The sequence below is a fragment of the Streptomyces sp. NPDC037242 genome (assembly GCF_055604165.1).
Genome location: NZ_JBVJUY010000004.1, coordinates 276,964 through 294,752, shown reverse-complemented (window position 1 = coordinate 294,752; position 17,789 = coordinate 276,964). Strand labels below are relative to the sequence as shown.

Annotated in this window: 12 protein-coding genes; 6 read left to right on the top strand and 6 right to left on the bottom strand. The window is 68.5% G+C overall.

Features of this window, described 5'->3' with window-relative positions:
• Window positions 1-15: 15 nt before the first annotated feature.
• On the bottom strand, window positions 16-1,095 hold the full coding sequence (locus tag ACZ7GJ_RS08155) for a tyrosine-protein phosphatase (RefSeq protein WP_470750322.1): 1,080 nt from the start codon (window positions 1,093-1,095) through the stop codon (window positions 16-18).
• Window positions 1,096-1,488: 393 nt separating this feature from the next.
• On the opposite strand from ACZ7GJ_RS08155, the gene ACZ7GJ_RS08150 reads away from it, so the two are divergent.
• Window positions 1,489-2,601 (top strand): ADP-ribosylglycohydrolase family protein, encoded by a 1,113-nt coding sequence (locus ACZ7GJ_RS08150; RefSeq protein ID WP_470750348.1) that lies wholly within the window; start codon window positions 1,489-1,491, stop codon window positions 2,599-2,601.
• Window positions 2,602-2,669: 68 nt separating this feature from the next.
• Window positions 2,670-3,530, top strand: coding sequence for a TIGR03619 family F420-dependent LLM class oxidoreductase (locus tag ACZ7GJ_RS08145; protein WP_470750321.1), 861 nt, complete (start codon window positions 2,670-2,672; stop codon window positions 3,528-3,530).
• 40 nt (window positions 3,531-3,570) lie between these two features.
• On the opposite strand, the gene ACZ7GJ_RS08140 is transcribed toward ACZ7GJ_RS08145, so the two are convergent.
• The 3 genes from ACZ7GJ_RS08140 to ACZ7GJ_RS08130 all read right to left on the bottom strand — a co-directional run bounded on the left by ACZ7GJ_RS08140 (window position 3,571) and on the right by ACZ7GJ_RS08130 (window position 7,433).
• Window positions 3,571-3,897 (bottom strand): PIN domain-containing protein, encoded by a 327-nt coding sequence (locus ACZ7GJ_RS08140; RefSeq protein ID WP_470750320.1) that lies wholly within the window; start codon window positions 3,895-3,897, stop codon window positions 3,571-3,573.
• A 12-nt stretch (window positions 3,898-3,909) separates the two neighbouring features.
• A complete protein-coding gene (locus ACZ7GJ_RS08135) occupies window positions 3,910-4,089 on the bottom strand; it encodes a hypothetical protein (protein WP_470750319.1) in 180 nt (59 codons plus the stop codon).
• A gap of 131 nt (window positions 4,090-4,220) precedes the next feature.
• Window positions 4,221-7,433 (bottom strand): glycoside hydrolase domain-containing protein, encoded by a 3,213-nt coding sequence (locus tag ACZ7GJ_RS08130; RefSeq protein WP_470750318.1) that lies wholly within the window; start codon window positions 7,431-7,433, stop codon window positions 4,221-4,223.
• 291 nt (window positions 7,434-7,724) lie between these two features.
• Between ACZ7GJ_RS08130 and ACZ7GJ_RS08125 the strand changes: the two genes are divergently transcribed.
• Both ACZ7GJ_RS08125 and ACZ7GJ_RS08120 read left to right on the top strand, forming a co-directional pair.
• Window positions 7,725-7,970, top strand: a complete 246-nt coding sequence (locus tag ACZ7GJ_RS08125) for a hypothetical protein (RefSeq protein ID WP_470750317.1) — start codon at window positions 7,725-7,727, stop codon at window positions 7,968-7,970.
• Window positions 7,967-8,458 (top strand): hypothetical protein, encoded by a 492-nt coding sequence (locus ACZ7GJ_RS08120; protein WP_470750316.1) that lies wholly within the window; start codon window positions 7,967-7,969, stop codon window positions 8,456-8,458. Before ACZ7GJ_RS08125 ends, ACZ7GJ_RS08120 begins: the two co-directional genes overlap by 4 nt.
• Here ACZ7GJ_RS08120 and ACZ7GJ_RS08115 read toward each other — a convergent pair.
• Window positions 8,375-8,830: an ATP-binding protein gene (locus ACZ7GJ_RS08115; protein ID WP_470750315.1), complete on the bottom strand. Its 456-nt coding sequence runs from the start codon at window positions 8,828-8,830 to the stop codon at window positions 8,375-8,377. The genes ACZ7GJ_RS08120 and ACZ7GJ_RS08115 overlap by 84 nt on opposite strands.
• Window positions 8,831-8,956: 126 nt before the next feature.
• Here ACZ7GJ_RS08115 and ACZ7GJ_RS08110 point away from each other — a divergent pair, with 126 nt between their 5' ends.
• Together ACZ7GJ_RS08110 and ACZ7GJ_RS08105 are read left to right on the top strand one after the other, a co-directional pair.
• Entirely contained in the window at window positions 8,957-9,793 is an 837-nt protein-coding gene (locus ACZ7GJ_RS08110; protein WP_470750314.1) for a helix-turn-helix domain-containing protein, read from the top strand.
• Window positions 9,790-10,035: a DUF397 domain-containing protein gene (locus tag ACZ7GJ_RS08105; RefSeq protein WP_470750313.1), complete on the top strand. Its 246-nt coding sequence runs from the start codon at window positions 9,790-9,792 to the stop codon at window positions 10,033-10,035. The genes ACZ7GJ_RS08110 and ACZ7GJ_RS08105 overlap by 4 nt, the downstream gene beginning before the upstream one ends.
• 1,168 nt (window positions 10,036-11,203) lie before the next feature.
• Here ACZ7GJ_RS08105 and ACZ7GJ_RS08100 read toward each other — a convergent pair.
• Window positions 11,204-17,326, bottom strand: a complete 6,123-nt coding sequence (locus ACZ7GJ_RS08100; RefSeq protein ID WP_470750312.1) for an RHS repeat domain-containing protein — start codon at window positions 17,324-17,326, stop codon at window positions 11,204-11,206.
• Window positions 17,327-17,789 lie beyond the last annotated feature (463 nt).

The window sequence follows — 17,789 nt, the reverse complement described above, 5'->3', positions numbered from 1 at the left end:
GGCGGGAGCTCCGCGTCAGCCGACGAGGAGGTCCCGCTTGAGCTGCTTCAGTTCGCGCGCGTCGATGCCGACGCCGTCCTTCAGGTAGCGGTCGAAGGTGCCGTACTTGGCTTTGACCTCGTCGAACCCGGCGTTCAGGTACTCGGGGCGGACGTCGAGCAGCGGCTTGTAGACGGCGGCCTGCGGGGCCGGCAGGTGCGAGAGGATCGCGTCGTTGGCGGCCTTGCGGTAGTCGTTGCTGGCCAGGTAGTCGGCCATGACGGTCTCGCTCGGGACGCCGAGGGCGGTCAGCAGGGCGGCGCCGGCCCAGCCGGTGCGGTCCTTGCCCGCGGTGCAGTGGAACAGGACGTCGCGGTCGGCGTCGTTGCGTATGCCTTCGAAGACCTGCGCGTACGCCTTCTTGCCGCCCTCGCCGCTGACCATGGTCTTCTCGGCGTCGACCATGGCCTTGACGGCCTCGTCGGGGGACTTGGGCATGGTCTGGAAGGCGGGCGAGCCGGCGAACACGTCGGCGACGACGTAGGTGGCGCCGGCCGGGACCTTGTCGGCGTCCTTGGTGCGCTCGTCGGTCATGCGCAGGTCGAAGACGGTCTTGACGCGCAGGCGCTGGAGCTTGGCCAGGTCGTTCGCGGTGAGCTTGTTGAGGGCGTCGGAGCGGTAGATCTCGCCCATCTTGACCCACTGGCCGCCGGTGGTGCGGTAGCCGCCGGCGTCGCGGAAGTTGACGGCGCCGTCCAGCTTGACCAGGCGGTCGGCGAGGCGCAGGCCCTCGCCGTGCTCGGGCTTGAAGTCGAACCACTGGCGGTCGGCGGCGGGCAGGCCGGTGACGACGGCCCGGCCCCGGGCTCCGCCCTTGGCGACGACCTTGCCGTTGGCCTTGATCTGCACCCGCTTGGTGCCCTTGGCCGTCCACGTCAGGGTGTACGAGCCGTCGGCGCCGGCGGTGACGGTGGCCTCGGTGAAGGGGATGGCGGACCGGTGGTGGCCGCCGCCCCAGGGGAGGTCCCAGCCGGAGGCGGTGGCGGCGGGGGCCGCGACCAGGGAAAGGGTGAGTGCGGAGGCGACGGTGGTCGCGGCGAGCAGTGCCTTCTTCATGGGGTCGAGGCTGTTGGCCGGCGGAGAACTTCGTATGAACGCGGTGTGGCCGAAACCAACCGGTTCGAAGGCAAGTGGCAAAACGTGCCACTGATGATCTCTGCACGTACGCGCCGGTCCGGGTACATATTCGCGAACACATTCCGGCCGTTCTGCGCTCACTTACGGTCCGCGCGACCGACTCCTTCCGGATTCGATCGAGCCTGTCCACTACAGTGCGCGCCAGAGCAAGCGGGGCTGGGCAGGGGGATCTCGATGGACACGGCGACGGAAACGACCACGGGCAACGGCGGCCCGTCAGCTGGCCCGGGCGGTGCGCCCGCGGCGCACAGACCCGGACTGGGCCCCAGCAGCGGTCCCGGCGCCGGCGCCACCCTCGGCGGCCGGACCGCGGTGACCACCGGCCTGTGGGGCCGCGCCGAACAGCAGGACTTCCGCAGCCGCGTCCGCGGCACCCTCCTCGGCTCCGCCATCGGCGACGCCCTGGGCGCACCCGTCGCCGGCCTCTCCCTCGACGGCATCCGCGAGACCCACGGCCTGGCGGGGCTGACCGAACTCGCCCCCGCCTACGGCCGCCGCGGCAGCGTCACCGCCTCCACCCAGCTCGCCCTGTTCACCGTGGACGGGCTGATACGGGCCCACGTGCGCCGGGACACCGGCGCCTGGCACCCGCCGACCGACGTCCACCGCGCGTACCTGCGCTGGGCCGCCACCCAGCACGACTGGGGCCCCGACGAGCGCCGCAAGGACAACGGCTGGCTCGCGCAGGAGGAGTGGCTCTACGCCCGCCGCGGCCCCGACCGCGCCTGCATGACCGGCTTCGCCGACGAGACCCTCGGCACCCTGGAGCAGCCCAAGAACCCCACCGCCCGGGACGCCGCCGCCACCGTCCGCTCGGCGCCCTTCGGGCTGCTCGTCGGCTGGGAGCCCGCCCTCGTCCTCCAGCTCGCCGTCGAGTGCGCCGCGCAGAGCCACGGCCACCCCACCGCGTACCTCTCCGCCGGTGCGCTCGCCGTCATCGTGCACGGCCTGACCCGCGGCGACTCCCTCGACGCGGCCGTCCAGCGCGCGCTGGGCCTGCTCGGCTCCCGGCCCGGCCACCAGCCCGTCACCGACGCCCTCCAGCGCGCGGTGGCCGCCGTCACCCAGGGCGCCCCGTCGCCGAAGGCGGTCGAGTCCCTCTCCCCCGGCGACGGCCGCGACGGCGAGGACGCCCTGGCCGTCGCCGTGTACTGCGCCCTCGTCGCCGAGGACGTCGCGCACGGCCTGCGGCTCGCCGTGAACCACGGCGGCGACTCCACCGCCACCGGCGCGCTGTGCGGGGCGCTGCTCGGCGCCCTGCACGGCGAGACCGCCCTCCCGGCGGGCTGGCTCGCCGACCTCGAAGGCCGCGCGACGATCCTGGAACTCTCCGACGACTTCGCCCTGGAGATGACCCAGGGCCCCGCCCTGCACGGCCCGGCGGTCTCCTCCCCGGGCTGGCTGGCCCGCTACCCCCGGGGCTGACGCCCCCTCAACATTCGCGGCCCCACGACGTACCGTGGCCCTCCCACGCCACGGAGGTGTCAGCCCACATGCGGATCGCCACGACGATCTTCCTCACCGACCGCACCGTCTCCCCCGTCCGCCTCGCCCGCGCCCTGGAGGAGCGGGGGTTCTCCGGCCTCTACCTCCCGGAGCACACCCACATCCCGGTCACCCGCGACACCGCCGCGCCCATGGGCGGCGAACTCCCCGAGATGTACGGGCGCACCCTCGACCCCTTCGTGGCCCTCGGACAGGCCTCCGCCGTGACCGAGCGGCTCCACCTCGGCACCGGCATCACCCTGGTCGCCCAGCACGACCCGATCGACCTCGCCAAACAGGTCGCGACCCTGGACCACCTCTCCGGCGGCCGGGTCACCCTCGGCATCGGCTACGGCTGGAACGTCGAGGAGGCCGCCGACCACGGCGTCGAGTGGCGCACCCGCCGCGAACTCGTGCGCGACCGCATGGCGTTGATGCGCGCGCTGTGGGCCCCGGAGCCCACCGCGTACGTCGGGCAGTTCTCCTCCGTCCAGGCCAGCTCGGCGTACCCCAAGCCGGTCCAGGCGCCGCGCGAGCTCGCCCCGGGCAGCCCGCTGCACGGCCCGCGCACCCTGATCGGCGGCCAGGCCGGCCCGAAGCTGTTCGCCGCCATCGCCGACCACGCCGACGGCTGGCTCCCCATCGGCGGAGGCGGCCTGACGGAGTCCCTCCCGGTGCTGCGCCAGGTCTGGGAGACCGCGGGCCGCGACCCCAAGTCCCTCCAGGTGGTCCCGTACGCCGTCCAGCCCAACCCGGGCAAAATGAGCCACTACGCGGACCTGGGCATCGAGGAGGTCGTCCTCCAACTCCCGTCCGAGGCCGAGCCGGAGGTCCTGCGCGTCCTGGACGGCTTCGCCCAGTACCTCTGACCCCGAAGGGGCCGGACCTGAGCGCCGTGCCGTGCCGCAGTCAGTCCGCGATGCGGCGGACGGGCTGCCCCGTGATGCGGGCGATGGTCTCGAAGTCCGCGTCCTGGTGGAGGACCGTGAGCTTGCGATGCTGCGCGGTCACGGCGACGAGCAGATCGACGGGGCCGGCGCACTGGTGGCAGCCTTCGTCCGCCAGCCTCTGCTGGAGGGCGGAGGTCTCCTCCCAGACGGAGTCCCGGGCCACGAAGTACGGGAACGTCTCCCGCAGCAGGCCGTCGGCCTCGTAGTAGGCCGGGCGCCCCCCGACGGCGCGCAGGAACTCCTGGCGCACCGGTTCGCACAGGCCCACGACCCCGGAGGTGACCACTTCGTCCCTCGCTCACCGGGCCGATCGCCCTCCCGGTTCTTGTGCGCCGTCGGCGTCGCCGCCTTCGATCGCGAAGAAGTCGATCTCGCCGTCGGCCACCATCTGGCGCATGCGCTCCACCGCCGCGGCTCTGCGGCGGCGGTCAGCCTCTGCCAGGGCCCCGTCGTCCAGGTCGATCATCGTCCGGGACATGACGACCTCCAGGCTGGGCGTATATGCGATTCCCAAAAAGGTACCAACCAACAGAAGGCCCCGGCATGCCCGAATGAGTCGGGCATGCCGGGGCGGCGGGAGATCCGGGCGTCAGTCCGGGAATCCGGGCGTCAGCCGACGGCGATCTCGCCGAGCTGCATGTAGTGCTCGCCGAACTGGTCCGTGCTCAGCCTGGTGCCGCTGATCTTCACGTAGCGGGCGGCGGCCGCGTCGAAGGAGAAGGTCTGGGTCTCGGCGCCGGGGCGCGACTGGCCCCGCCTGTCGACGACCGTGGTCCAGTTGGCGTTGTCCGTCGAGACCTGGACGGTGAAGTCCACCGGGAAGCCGAGCCCCGTGTGCACCCCGTCGGTGCGCGGCGTGAGCCGGACCTGGCTGACCAGGCTCGCCCCCTGGAGGTCGACGGTGATCCACTCGTTGGCCGCGGCCGTGGCCGCCTTCTGGCTGCTCCAGCCCAGCGAGTAGCCCTGCGCCGAGTTCAGCGCGCCGTCGGTGGCCGCCCGGCGCTTCCATCCCGAGCCCTCGATGGAACTCGACGCGGTCACGGGCCGGTTCGCGGCCAGGTTCTCGCCGGCCGCCTCGATCTCCGCCAGTTGCAGGTGGTAGTTGCCGTGCTGGTCCTTGCGCAGCTTCGTCCCGGTGACCTTGACGTAGCGCACGTCGGCCGGCGCGAAGGGGAAGGCCTGCGCGGAAGCGTCCGGCCTGGGGCGGTCGCGCTCGTCGGCGACGGTGGTCCAGGTCGCGTTGTCCCTCGACACCTGGACGGTGAAGTCGACCGGGAAGCCGAGCCCGGTGTTGGCGCCGTCGGCGCGCCCGAAGAGGTCCAGGCGGCTGATGCGGCGCTCGGCCCCGAGGTCCACCGTCACGGACTCGGTGTGGTCGACGGACAGGTTGTCGACGCTGCTCCAGCCGACGGTGCCGGTCGGCAGGGAGCGGCGGCCGTCGGTGAGCGCCTTCGCGCTCCAGCCGTCGGCCTCGTAGCTGCTGGACGCGGTGACCGCGGCGCCCTCGACGGGGTTGCCGCCGGGGTTGAGCCGCACGTTGTCGAACCGGGCGCTGGCGCCGCCGGTGGCGAGGCCGACGTTGCCGACCGGGTAGCCCGTGTCGGTGAGCGAGATCAGCTCGGTGGCTCCGGCGTACACCTTGAGGGAGGAGCCCCGGGTGATGGTCCGCAGGGTGACCGTCTGGCCGGAGGCGTAGCCCGGCACCTTCGCCTTGGCGAGGTCGGTGCCGCTGCGGTTGACGAAGACCTCGCCGTTGTCGCGCAGCGCCACCAGGTACCCGGTCTGCCGGTCGGTGGGGTTCTGGCTGTGGACGGTCATACCCGCCCAGTTGGTGGTGCCGCCGTTGGCGCTGACACCGGTGATCCGGACGTCCACGGACGCGGCGACGTCCCCGTACGCGCGACCGGCCACCGCTGAGACCGTGTCCCAGTCGGCGGCGGTGCTGCTCTGCACGTAGGCCTGGTCACCGGTGACCGACCAGGAGCCCCGGGTGTGGCGCCACTCGGCGTCGTTGCCCGCGGAGAAGTCCTCGGTGAACGGGTACGAGGCGTCCGGCCCCTGCCCGGTGAGGGCGTCCAGGATCTGCTTGTGGCGCTGGTCGAGCTCCGCGCCCGAGGTGCTGAACTCGGTGGTGTTCGTGATCAGGGAGGCGGTCAGCGCCCGCGCCAGGACCGGCTTGGCGGCCTCCAGCTGCTTCAGGAGCTCGTAGTCCTGGATGCCGGCCAGGAGGGCCTCGCTGCGCATGCTGTCGTAGACGTCGAGGGCGTTCTTGTTCGGGCGGACCAGGAACGGGTCGCCGTTGGTCCAGCCGTCGAAGGTGTCCACGTGGTCGAAGCGCTGCGGGTCGCCCGTCGGCTGCGTCCAGATGTTCCAGCCCCAGTGCAGGAACCCCTTGCCGCCCACCGCGGAGACCATCCACGGCGTCAGGCGGGAGTCGGAGAGCGGGTAGCTGATGAAGCGGTTCGGGTGACGGTCCCGCGGGCCGATGCAGTAGTAGAGCCAGAGGTCCTTCCCGGCGAGGCGCCGGTTCTGGTAGTAGCCGGCGTTCGCGTCGTAGTGGTCGTCGAGGATCGGCGTGGTGGTGCCGAGCACGTCGTCCAGGGCGGGAACGGCCTCGTGGTGGGCCTCGTTGGTCTGCCCCTGGGGGAAGTAGGCGTGGTAGCGCTCGTAGAGCCAGCGCGCGGCGGAGACCTGGGTCGCGTCCTTCTTGTAGGGCTCGTCGACGGCGCTCATGTAGAACACGTCGCTCCAGCGGCGGCCGGGCGCGCAGGTCGGCCCGGCGTCGAGGCACTTGGAGTCGAGGTGGGCCTTCAGCGCGGGGAGCACGGCGTTGACGTAGGCGGTGGCCTCGGGCGAGCCCGGGGTCAGGTAGCCCATCTTCACCCCGCCCTTGCCGTCGGGGACGAGCGTTTCGAGGTTGCGGCCGGCGTCCTCGACGAGGGTGGGGGTGTAGATGTACTGAAGTGCGCCGGCGTCCTGGAAGAGCTGGACGAAGCGGTCGAAGTTGTTCCAGGTGAAGGTGTACTTGCCGTCCACGAGCTTGGTGTCGGGGATCGACAGGGCCTGGAAGTCCGCGTAGATGACGTTGTTGCGGTGCTTGGCGTAGTTCTTGGCGAAGTTCCCCATGAGCGTCCACCACTCGGGGGAGAAGTCCGCGATCCCGTACTGGTCGGGTATGGACGACGCCGTCCACTTGTAGTCCCAGCCGACCGAGGTGAACCAGTTGTTCATCCGGAACGTCGAGCGGTTCGCCGGGGGCACCTCGGCGTCGTACACCTTGACGGAGACGGGCACGTCCACCAGTCCGACGGAACTCTGCACGGTGGCCTTGCCGGTGTAGGTACCGGGCACCTGGCCGGCGGGCACCGCCACGCTGTAGTGGTAGGGCTGCGTGGTGTTCGGGGCGAGCTTGTGGGGCGCGTTGCCGACGAGGGCGTCGTAGTACGCGTTGCCGCCGCCCGGCGGCTCCTGCTGGCGACCGCTCTCGATCTTCGAGATGTTCGGGTGGTCGTACTCGCGGTTCACGGTGATCCGGGAGGCCGGAATCACGGCTCCGCCCGGCCCCGCGAGGTCGCCCGGCTGCACCGACAGGCCGCTCAGCGTCTCCCCCGCGCGAACGACGATCTGCGCCGCCTGCACCTCGTTGCGCGCCGCGAACAGCGTGACCGCGTTCGTCGGGCGTTCGGGTGCGGGCGATGAGGAGAAGACGTGGTCGGCGCCGCTGGCCACCCAGACGGCCGGCTGCGCCGCGGCCTCTGCCGTCCCCGGGGCGACGGCGGAGGCCACCAACAGGGCGGCCGCGGAGGCGACTGACGCCCCCATGGATATTTTTCTCACGATGTCCTTCGAAGTCCTCGGGAAGTCGTCCCGATCTGCACACGGCGACTCCGCGGCATGATCAAGTCATATCCCATTGCGACAAACCGCCGTCCTCCAACTCGCGTCGGGGAATGAGGCCGAGAGCGTAAGCGTCGGGGGAATCGTGTTGCTTGAGGCAGTGGCCGAGCTGCTCCGCGACCAGCGGTCCGACGGCAGCCCCGCTGACGGCGACACGGCCGCCGCCTGGACGAAATCCCGTCGACGGGCGGACCCGGAGTGCTCGAACATGGCCGCATGCCGGGACAGCGCAAACGCAAGCAACGCCAGGAGGCGGCCCACCGGCGCCTCGCCGAGACCCCGGGGCGCTGGGACGCGCTGTTCGCCACCCAGGACAGGACGGAGTTCCGGGCCCACGTCCACCGCCTGGCCGCAGGTGGCACGCTCGCCCCGGAGCGGCTGCGGATCGACACCTTCTGCGGCCGCCTGACGCACCCGACCACGTACCAGGTCAGCGTCTTCGTCCCGGAGGCCCGCTCATGACCGCCGCCCGGTGGGAGGACCTCCCGGCCGGGATCCGCGGCCAGGTCGACGGCTACGTCCTCCAGGACAGCCGCTTCCAGGCGGTCCGGATCGTCTGGGAGACCGGCCGCGCCCGGGGCATCGACCTCATAGAGGCCCAGAAGATCGTCCACGGCCGCTACGAGCACTTCGGCGCGCGAGTGGCCCGTACGCCCGACTCCCCCCTCGACCTGGACTCCCTCGCAGCCCGCGCCTCCGGCATCCGGGCCACGGTGGTGGCGGTCGAGGCCGTCTGGGACGGGGACACCGAGCACGACTGGTTCGTGAAGCTGCTCGCGGTCGCGGACGACCCGGCCGGCGACCACCACCTGGCCACCGTCTACCACCACATGGGCAGGGAGGCCGCGGCCGCCGAGGCCGGCCGCTCACTGGCCGAACACCTCGGCGTCCCGTTCCACTTCGCCAGCCCCGACACCCCGGACGACGAGGCACCCCGCTGGCGCGCCTGACCGGCGGTTCGGGAGCTCCGCCCAGACGGTCTCGCCGACCAGGCGGTTCCGTGCCCCGCAGGCGTGCGGCCGCACCACGGGCCGTCGGTCGCGCCGCGCGTCGAACACCTCCAGCCGCAGCACCCCCTTGAGCAGCACCATCCGGAGCTCGAAGTCCCGTCCGGGGACCCGGCTGTGGCTGATGGCATTCGAGGCGAGCTCGGCCACGACCAGCCCCGCGTCGGCGGCCAGCACGGTGGACTCCGGGAACCCCCAGTCGTGCAGCTCCACGATGACCGACTGCCGCGCGAGCCTGGCGCCGCGGCGGGTGCAGCTGAAACGCTGCGTGAACGTGCGTACGAGGACCGGGGCGGGCCCGTGGAGTGCGGTCATGGCAGCAACCTCCCGCCCATCCAGGGAGGTTCACAGGACGCGAACCGCTACTTTTCATCTGTACGAGCACACTCTCTGGACAGTAGCGGTCACACCCCGTGACCCTGGTCCGGGGAGGTGACCACCATGGCAAGTGCCGACGACAGCAGCGACGGCGAGGTGGAGCCGGACAGCGACCTGCGGAACTTCGGCGAGACACTCAAGGCCTGCCGCAAACGCGCCGGCCTGACCCAGGAGCAACTGGCCCCGCTGGTCAGCTACTCGGTCCAGTACATCGCCTCGGTCGAACAGGGCCGCCGCCACCCGTCGGCGAGGTTCGTGGAACGGGCAGAGGAGGTCCTGGACTCCTTCGGAGTCATCCGCATCGCGGCGAAACGGCTCAACCGCCGCCGCGGCCTGGCGCGGTGGTTCCGCCGCTGGGCCGAACTGGAGGAGCAGGCCGTCACCCTGAACACGTACGAGTGCCGGTCGATCCCGGATCTCCTACAGACGGAGGCGTACGCCCGGGCCCAGATCCGCGGCGTCCCGCCACTGCCGACTCCGGAGCAGGCGGAGGCCCGCGTCGTCCAGCGCCTGGAACGTCAGGCACTGCTCCGCAAGACGCCGTACGTCACCCTCAGCTTCATCATCGAGCAATCGGTGATCGAGCGGCAGACAGGCGGCCCGGAGGTAACGCGGGAGCTGATCGACCACCTGCTGGACTGCGCACGGCTGCCCAATGTCGACCTCCAGATCATGCCGACGATCAGCCCAGAGCACTCAGGCCTCGACGGCCCCTTCCAGCTCCTCGAATCCGAGGAACACGAGTGGCTGGGGTACAGCGAGGGACAGAAGACGGGCCAGGTGATTTCCGACCTCAGAGCCATCAGCGACCTTCACCAGCGGTATGCCAAACTTCGCATCCAGGCCCTCAATCCTGCGGACAGCATGGGCCTGTTGATGCGAAGGCGAGGATCCCTGTGAACAGCTCCGAGTTGCGGTGGTTCAAGAGCAGCTACAGCGGCAGCGAGGGTGACAGCTGCGTCGAGGTCGCCCTCTCCTGGCACAAGTCCACGTACAGCAGCGGCGACGGCGACGACTGCGTAGAGGTCGCCACCTGCGCCGACACGGTCCACATCCGGGACTCCAAACTGACATCCGGCCCCGAGCTCGCCATCACCCCAACAGCCTGGACCACCTTCCTCACCGGCACCACCCAGGTCTGAGGCAGGGGGCGTCTTCGCGCTGCCACGAACGCCTCGCGCGCCAGAGACGCCCCCGTACGCATTGGCGGATCGACAACTGCGGAAGGCCGGGCTTCCGCATGGCCGCGTCCGTCGGACCCACTGCCGGAACAGCACTCATCCAGCGGAGCTGCGGCGGCGCGTGAAACAGAAGCTCCACCCGCCCCAGGACACCTACGGCACGGGACGAGTGGGGCAGTCGACTTCAGCGCACATGCCGCGGGGGTCCCAAGGTTGTGACGGGGCTGTTGCTGACGACCGGGGTCAACCGAGAAGAATCGGATTGCCCCACGCGCCGGCGTGACAGCTGGCCATCCAGCATACGTGCACGGCACGTACAAACGAGGGTGCTCGGTAGCCGCGGGTGGAGGCCTTGACGTACATGGAGGCCTGGTTCAAGGAGACTCGGGCTGCTTCGAATAACCGGGTCGTCACCTGGCTGTGTCGAGCAGGCCGGGGGTGCGGACACCCGGCACTGGTGATTGACAGAAGAGCCATGCGGTCGAGTTCCTGATGGAACGCCACTGATTGAGGCGCGACGTCGGCTGTAGAAAGGCCGGGGCGGCCCGCCGGATCAATCCGACAGGCCGCCAGACAATCAGCTTTGCTGGAGCAGCATGTCAGCTACCCGCCACTGCCACAGCGAAGCAGAAGAGGAATGCCCCTAGACAGGCAAGCTCGAGCGCAAAGTTGACTCGTTGATATTCAACTTCTCTTTCCGGGCCCACCGGATGCGACCCCTTCGCCAACTTTACGGAATCCAGGATACGCCGCCTCATCGCTTCACTAATGAAGACGGATCGGAAAGCCTGTGGGTAGTACATCTGACCCCCACTCCCTGATTTCGATACGCACATGCTATATCCGACTCTGAGGCGATGCCATTCCACCTTGGATACCTGCTCCCATGGAATTTCTATCGCCAGGAAGGCTTCACGGAGGATCAAGCCGTCCACACCCGCTCGAACCCCAAGGGAGAACGAGAACCTCCAGGCAAACCAGACGAATAGCGGGACGGCCATCAAAGCCGCAGCCAACCCCGAAATTGATTGATTGCCGGCCATCACCCACTGGGCTGCATAAATAGCTGGCGTGGCAAGCGCCACAGCCAGTATGACCACTGTTATTGCGAGTCTATATAGTGATCGATTCACGCCCACATCCCTCTAAATCCGAAGGCACTCAGAAGCCTACTGGTAATGGGTCGAGCCAATGTCTCTGGGAGCACGAAACCAGTCACGAGCCCTGACATGTCGCCGAGCATACCGAGGCTCTGCTCCACACACCCCTTTGTGCCCTTAGAGTAGCTACCGCACGCATTCACAACCATCGGGACACGTGAGGCGACTTTAAGGCCGATTGCCACTCTCGATATGACAACCGACGCCGTCACGCAGCCTGGCGCTGTGACAATCGCGGTGGAGCACAGGACGCCCCCCGCACCCGCCGCCAGAGCAGACGCCCCCATCCCCTCATTGAAGAGAGAGATAGTGCTCATATTCTCGTCAATATAATCCTCGAAGGCCATTGCATCTTCTTTTCCACTACCCCTGCTCGCGCACTCTTCTTTACTATCTCCGCCGGCGATACAATCTTTATAGTCGGCCCAGGCCTTAGCCTCATCCTCGGTGTAATTCATGGAGCCTACATACCCTTGCCCCTTCATCGCGCCAAATTGATCCGAAGACAGTGGGGCGCCGAGGGCGTATTTCGGCTTGACCGGAGCAGTTTTCGTTGAGGAATTACTGCTCTTGGAAGGCTTGCAGTCTGGGTCATGCCGGCATTGATTCTTATTCCGGGTATAGGCCGGGTCGATGACGCCCTTATTCTCGGCGACAACCGACTCATATCTCGGCCCATAGCCCGTGGGCTTGGTGCCATTATTTCCGCAGGCATACATACCGCTGGCACATTCTTCCAGTGCCTCGCCCGTAGGATCCCATTCGGTGAGGGGGCTGTTGTTGCCGTACTGGTAGGCGTTGTGCTGGCGGGGGTCGTCTACGGCCATCATAGGGTCGACGGAGAGGAAGCGGCCCGCAGCCGAGTCGTACTCGCGTGCTCCCAGGTGGCTCAGGCCGGTGCTCTTGTCCTGGGTGCCGCCGACGAAGCCGCGCTCGCCCGGCCAGGCAGCCGGCCGGGTACCGCGGTCCTCGCCGAACGGCTTGCTCACGCGGCGCTGAGCCTGGAGCGTGGCGGCGTCGATGGCGGTGGTTCCGGTGTTGTGGTGATCGGCCGCGATATAGGAGAGCTTGCCGTCGGAGGTACGGACGATCGTGGTGCCGCCGGGCGTGGCGTAGTAGCGGGTGCCAGTGACCTTGTTGGCGGTGGTGTCGAGGGTCAGTTCATCCGAGCCGACGTACAAGGTGGTCTTGCCCGGGTCCTTGCGGAGCAGGCGGTTGCCCGACGCGTCGTAGAGGTACGTCGAAGTACCGGTGCCCGTGGTGGCCGAGGCGAGGTTGCCCTCAGGGGTCCAGGTCAGGGTCTGGGTGGCACCGCCGGCGTCGGGGCGGGTGAGGGTGTTGCCCGTGTTGTCGTAGGTGAGGTCCTTGGAGACGGCCGGGCCGGATCCGGTCTGCTTCTTCGTGGACGTCGGCGTGTGCGGGCGCGGAGACCCCGGCGCCGGGTAGGTGTTGGTGGTGACGCTGGTCTTGGACGCGTCCCCTGTCGGGTCGTGATCGGTGAGCGTCTTGCGGTTACCGGTGACGTCGTAGGTGAACGACTGCCAGTACGGAGCCGGACCACCCACCGTGCTGGGCTGCGGCAGTGTGGCGGTGCAGCCGCCGATTCCGGGTACGGAAGGTCCGGGCTGGGTCGTGGTGGTGCCCGTGTCGGTCCAGGCCTCGATCAGGCGGTGCTGGTAGTCGTACGTGAAGCACTGCGCGTCACGTACGGCGCCCTGGGTGCTGGTGACCGAGGTGACGTCGCCTGCCGGTGTGTAGGTGTAGGCAGTGATGTCGACCGCGGTGTTCGAGTCCTGCTTCTTGACCTCGGTGCTCAGCAAGCGGCCGGTGGCAGGGTCCTGGATGTTGGTGACGCTCACCTGCTTCGGCATGTCGCCGAAGGTCGTGCGTTGCACCTGGCCGAGCTCGTCGTAGTCGGTGAAGTTGACGTAGTCGACGCTCTTCGAACCGTATGAGACAGGCAGGCTGTTGATGTTGCGTCCGGTGAAGAGCCGCTCGGCCGGCAGGCCACCGGCCGCGGGCACATCAGTGATGTCCTCGGCCCCGGTGATCGGGTCGTAGAAGGTGGACGTGGCGTAGGTCCCGGTGAGGGCCCCTTCACCTGCCGGAACCGTCAGCTTGGCGCCCGTGGAGCGGTAGCCGATGTCGTAGCCGGTGATCTCCTGGCGCCACGCCTTGCCGTCGACCCATCGGGTTGAAGCCGTCGGCAGGCCCGGGAGCAGCGTGTCGTAGTCGTAGGTGGCCAGCTTCGGGCCGTCGACCGCGTTCAGGTTGCGAGAGGTGGGCCGGCCCAGGATGTCGTAGCTGGTGAAGACCGAGGTTCCACGCGCATCGACGCTGGAGACGGGGCGGTCAGCCACGTCATACGTCGTCGTCGACGTGCCCTTGTCCGGGTCCACCGCCTTGATCTGCCGGCCGTGGAGGTCGTAGTCGTACGTCCATGTGTTGCCGGCCGGATCGGTGATCCGCTCCAGCTTTCCGGTGGCGTTGTACGCGTAGCGGGTGGAGTCGAAGTCGCCCGTGGGTGTGCCGGTCTTGTACTGGCGCTGCTCGACCTTACGGCCGCGGGCGTCCGTGATCTCGCTCGTGGCGGAGGAGCCCCGGGGCGGAGTGGTCTCGACGCGGTCAGCGCCCGGGTAGGCAGTGGTGCTGCGCCACTGCTCCTTCGCCTTGGACGAGAAGATGCCGGCAACCGGGCGGCCCATGCCGTCGTACAGCGTGGTGTTCTGGCCGGGCACCGTGGCCTGGTCGGCGATGAACCGGGTCTTCACCGGGTCGGAGTCTTTGTTGATGTACGTGTTGGTGGTTGTGGAGGCGCGGCCTCGGGTGTCATAGGTGGTGTCGGTGATCAGACGGGCGTTTACCCAGCCGTTCTGTGTATCCGACTGAACCTGGATCTGCTGCCCCATCGCGTCAAAGATGCTGATGGAGGTGGCGTACGACTCGTCGGAGCGCAGCACCTGACTGGTGACTGAGGTGGTACCGGTCTGTGTGAGGTCGTAGCTGAAGACGCTGCTGGCGTTCTGGTCGCGCGTACGGCCGGGCTGCCAGACGGCCGTGGTACGGCCGAGGGCGTCGTATGTGATCTCAGTGGTGCGGTTGTTCTGGTCGACCGTCTTGACCGGCAGCCCACGCAGCGCGTGAAGCGTCGAGGTGGTCGTCCAGTTCTTGGCGTTGGTCACCTTGAGGGTGGTCGCGCGGGCCGGTGCCGCAGGCTCGAACGCCGTTGTCGTCTTCGCCCCTGCGGCATCGGTGATGGTGGTCGTGCGGCCGTAGGCGTCATAGGCGACGTTGGCAGTGACGGTGTACTTCGGCTGACCGGACTCGAAGCGGTCCAGCCCCTCCGTGCTGGTGGCCTCGCCCGGTCCTGTAAGGGTGCCGAACGGCTGATTGTCGTAGTAGATGCGGTTGCGGGCGAGGGTGTTCGCCTCGGTCGCGGCGATTCCACACGCGGCCTGGGTCCGGACCGTCTCGGAGGCCTTGTCGAGCATCCAGGTAGCGGTATTACGCACGTACGAGGTAGTGGTGCAGGTGTCGGGCAGGCCGTCCGCATGGTCCTGGACCGATTCCGGCATCCCGTAGGCGTCGTACTTTGCGGTTTGAGAAGTTTCTCGCCAGGTCTTGTCTGCGAGCAGTGCCCTGTCCCTACTGGAGCCGCCGCGCTGCATCCGTGCCGTGAGGGCCGGGAGCTTGGTGCCTCGGCTGTGGGTGGCGGTGGCTGCGGAGAGCCAGGGTTCGGACTGTGAAATGGAGACGACCTCACCGCCGTCAGCGGTGAAGGTCTGGCTTTCACGGAGCGAGCCGGCCAATGGGTTGGAGTCCGGGATCGTGTTTCCGGCCAGTCCCGTGAAGGTCACGGACTGCTTGCTGCCGTCGGCCTTGACGTCGCCGTCCATGCCGCGCAGGTAGAAGTTGGCCGTCTTGGACACCACGTCGGGGGCCGTGCCGGCCCGCGTGATGACCTGCTCGTAGCCGCGGAACTGGTTCCAGCTCCTGAACTTGTCCTCGGTCAGCTCCTCGTCATCGCGGTGCCAGGCGGCAGCGCCGACGTATTCGTAGCGGACCTCCCGGAGGGGGGAGCCGCCGAAGGGGTCCATCTCGGTGACTCGGGTGACGACGTACTTGTGGAACCAGTCCAGCGTCGGATCGAGAGGGCTCTTGAAGTCCGGGTTCCAGTACACCGGGTAGCAGCGCTTGGTGTTGGAGTCCTGCGACGACGGCAGGCCGCCGCCGGGGGTGCATTCCGCGTCGGCATAGCCGACGTCGGTGGTCTTCCCCGTCTCGGATTTGATCTGGACGATGCGATGCCGGTTCAGGGCGGGCCTGTTGTCGCCGCTGGAGTCGACGCGGTTGTTCAGCAATTTGCCGTAGAAGACGACGGGCGGGGTGTCGAGCTTCGTCGCGCCGTCGTATCCGGTGTGGGTGAGCGACGCGAGCCACAGGGCCGGAGCCGTTCCGTCCTGTGGGTCGGGGAACTGGTGCTTGAGTGCGTAGGAGTCGACGTTCTCATAGCTGCCTGTGCCACTCAGGACCTGTGTGGTGATCGTGGTGAGGCGCTTGGTGCTCCAGAAGGTGGCGGAGGTGTTCTCGCAAGTGCCGGTGGCAGTGCAGTTCTGGTCGAAGGGGACGTCTGGCCACTTGGCGGCATTGGCCTTCGTGAGCTTGGCGGGCGCGCAGTCGAAGCCCGCGTCGGGCAGGCAGCGCTCGTCGGTGGCGAAGATGACCTGGGCGGTCGGCTTGACCGTGTCCGCGTCAGACACCTTCGAGCCGTAGGTGATCTTGGTGAGGTTGCCGCCCCGGATGTACGGGGTGATCGTGCCTGCCGGGTTGGCCGCCGAGACACCACGCTTGTAGTGGTTGGTCTCGGTGTCGTACCAGTGGGTCGTCATGCCGCCGCGAGGGTCGACCACGAAGTCGAGGTTCCAGCGCCAGGCCTGCTGGCACCAGGACGCGTCGAACGTCGACTGGTTGCACTCCTCGCCCGCGTTGTTCCCGTAGACGGGTGTGGTCCAAGCGGAGTTGGTGGCCGGGGCGGTGGAGCTGCCGGGCTTGCGGCCGACTCCAAAGTAGTACTGCGTACCGTCTGGGGTGGTGACCTTCCAGTGCTCGCCGTTGTTGTCGCCGTTGGCCGCACCCGTCAGGCGCTCGACCTTCGAGGCGTCGTCGCCCTCCAGCCGCCAGATACCGGACGTGTCGTCCTTCACCAGGGCCGAGGACTTGCCTCCGAGCGAGATCGTGGCGTTCTCACCGGCCAGGCACTGCTCGCCGGATCCAGTCTGACCGTCCTTGGCGCACGGCTTGAAGCGACGCTCGATGAAGCCGGGCGAGTAGTCCCAGCCCTCGCCGATCCACGAGGACTGGTTGTTCGTCGCGGCCGTGCGGCCATCAATCGCCTGGGAGCTGTAGGACAGCGAGATACCCGGCTTGGTGCCGCCCAAGCCCTCGGGCACGGCGATCGGGTACGACCAGGAGAACCCGCCAGTACTGCCGCCACTGCTCCACGACCCGGAAGGAGCCAGGCTGGTGGCCGCGTACGTACCAGCCGAGCCGCCCGGAGCCGCCGCAGCAGCGAACACGGTCGCCCCGCTCGCAGCTCCCGAAGCACTGCTCAGGCGCAGGCCGCTGCCCGCCGCGAGAGGAACCTCGGCGCTGAGCAGGCCTGGGCGGTCACCGTCCTTGGCGGTGGCCAGCGGGGTTTGCGTACGGCACTCCGCGCGCTCGGGAGTGGTCAGCGCGCACTCGGGGAGGGTGACCAGGCGGGCGCGGGAGAGCCAGTCGCCGCCGAACGAGCCCGCGATGTGCGAGACGTCCACGGACACCTTGACCGGACCGCCCTTGGCCACACCTTCAGCGGGGCGTACAGAGGCCAGCAGCCCCTGGACGCCGGCCTTCTCGGCGACCTTCCGGTCGACGAGTTGTACGGCGGTCTTGCCGCTTTGTGGCGCTCCCTTGTCGGAGGACGGGGCGATCCATACGGGTGCGTCACCAGCTCGCCTTGGGTCGGCGGGCGGTGCGGCCGGGCTCCCGGAGCGAGCGGGAGCAGTGAAGAGCGAGCCGTTCGAAGGGGCGGGTGCGGACGCGCCCAGATCCACTTCGGCCCTCGTGGCCTGTGGCCAGTACACGTCCTTCGGGGCCCACGCAGCAGTCCCCCCGGTGCGTTGAACGGGGGCTCCAGCCTTCGGGGCGCTCTTCCCGCGGACCGATTCCGATTCCTTGAGCGCGCCCGGTGACCAGCGGCGCGGGTCCTTGGGCTTCCAGGCGACGGCCTCCGCCGTCCCGGTCCCCACGATTAGCGAAAGTACAACAGTGGAGGTGACGAATATGCGGCGTTTTATAGCCGATCGTCTCCTCATCCAACGTAGTTCAGGTCGTGCCTGCACGGCATGCCCCCCACGGTCGCCGAGTCATCAATTGGCGTGGATCGTAACTCGTTGACAGTTCGCAACACGCGGAGCAATTCAGACAAGTTGACCATCCCTGACCTGCGAGACTTCAAAAAGTGACCGAAATTTAACTATTAGCATGCGCGACGTATCGGCGACCACAACCGGCGAG

Coding starts and splice junctions, on each gene's coding strand:
- ACZ7GJ_RS08155 (WP_470750322.1), bottom strand. CDS start 1,095: ATGAAGAAGGCACTGCTCGCCGCGACCACCGTCGCCTCCGCACTCACC.
- ACZ7GJ_RS08145 (WP_470750321.1), top strand. CDS start 2,670: ATGCGGATCGCCACGACGATCTTCCTCACCGACCGCACCGTCTCCCCC.
- ACZ7GJ_RS08135 (WP_470750319.1), bottom strand. CDS start 4,089: ATGTCCCGGACGATGATCGACCTGGACGACGGGGCCCTGGCAGAGGCT.
- ACZ7GJ_RS08130 (WP_470750318.1), bottom strand. CDS start 7,433: ATGGGGGCGTCAGTCGCCTCCGCGGCCGCCCTGTTGGTGGCCTCCGCC.
- ACZ7GJ_RS08125 (WP_470750317.1), top strand. CDS start 7,725: ATGCCGGGACAGCGCAAACGCAAGCAACGCCAGGAGGCGGCCCACCGG.
- ACZ7GJ_RS08120 (WP_470750316.1), top strand. CDS start 7,967: ATGACCGCCGCCCGGTGGGAGGACCTCCCGGCCGGGATCCGCGGCCAG.
- ACZ7GJ_RS08115 (WP_470750315.1), bottom strand. CDS start 8,830: ATGACCGCACTCCACGGGCCCGCCCCGGTCCTCGTACGCACGTTCACG.
- ACZ7GJ_RS08110 (WP_470750314.1), top strand. CDS start 8,957: ATGGCAAGTGCCGACGACAGCAGCGACGGCGAGGTGGAGCCGGACAGC.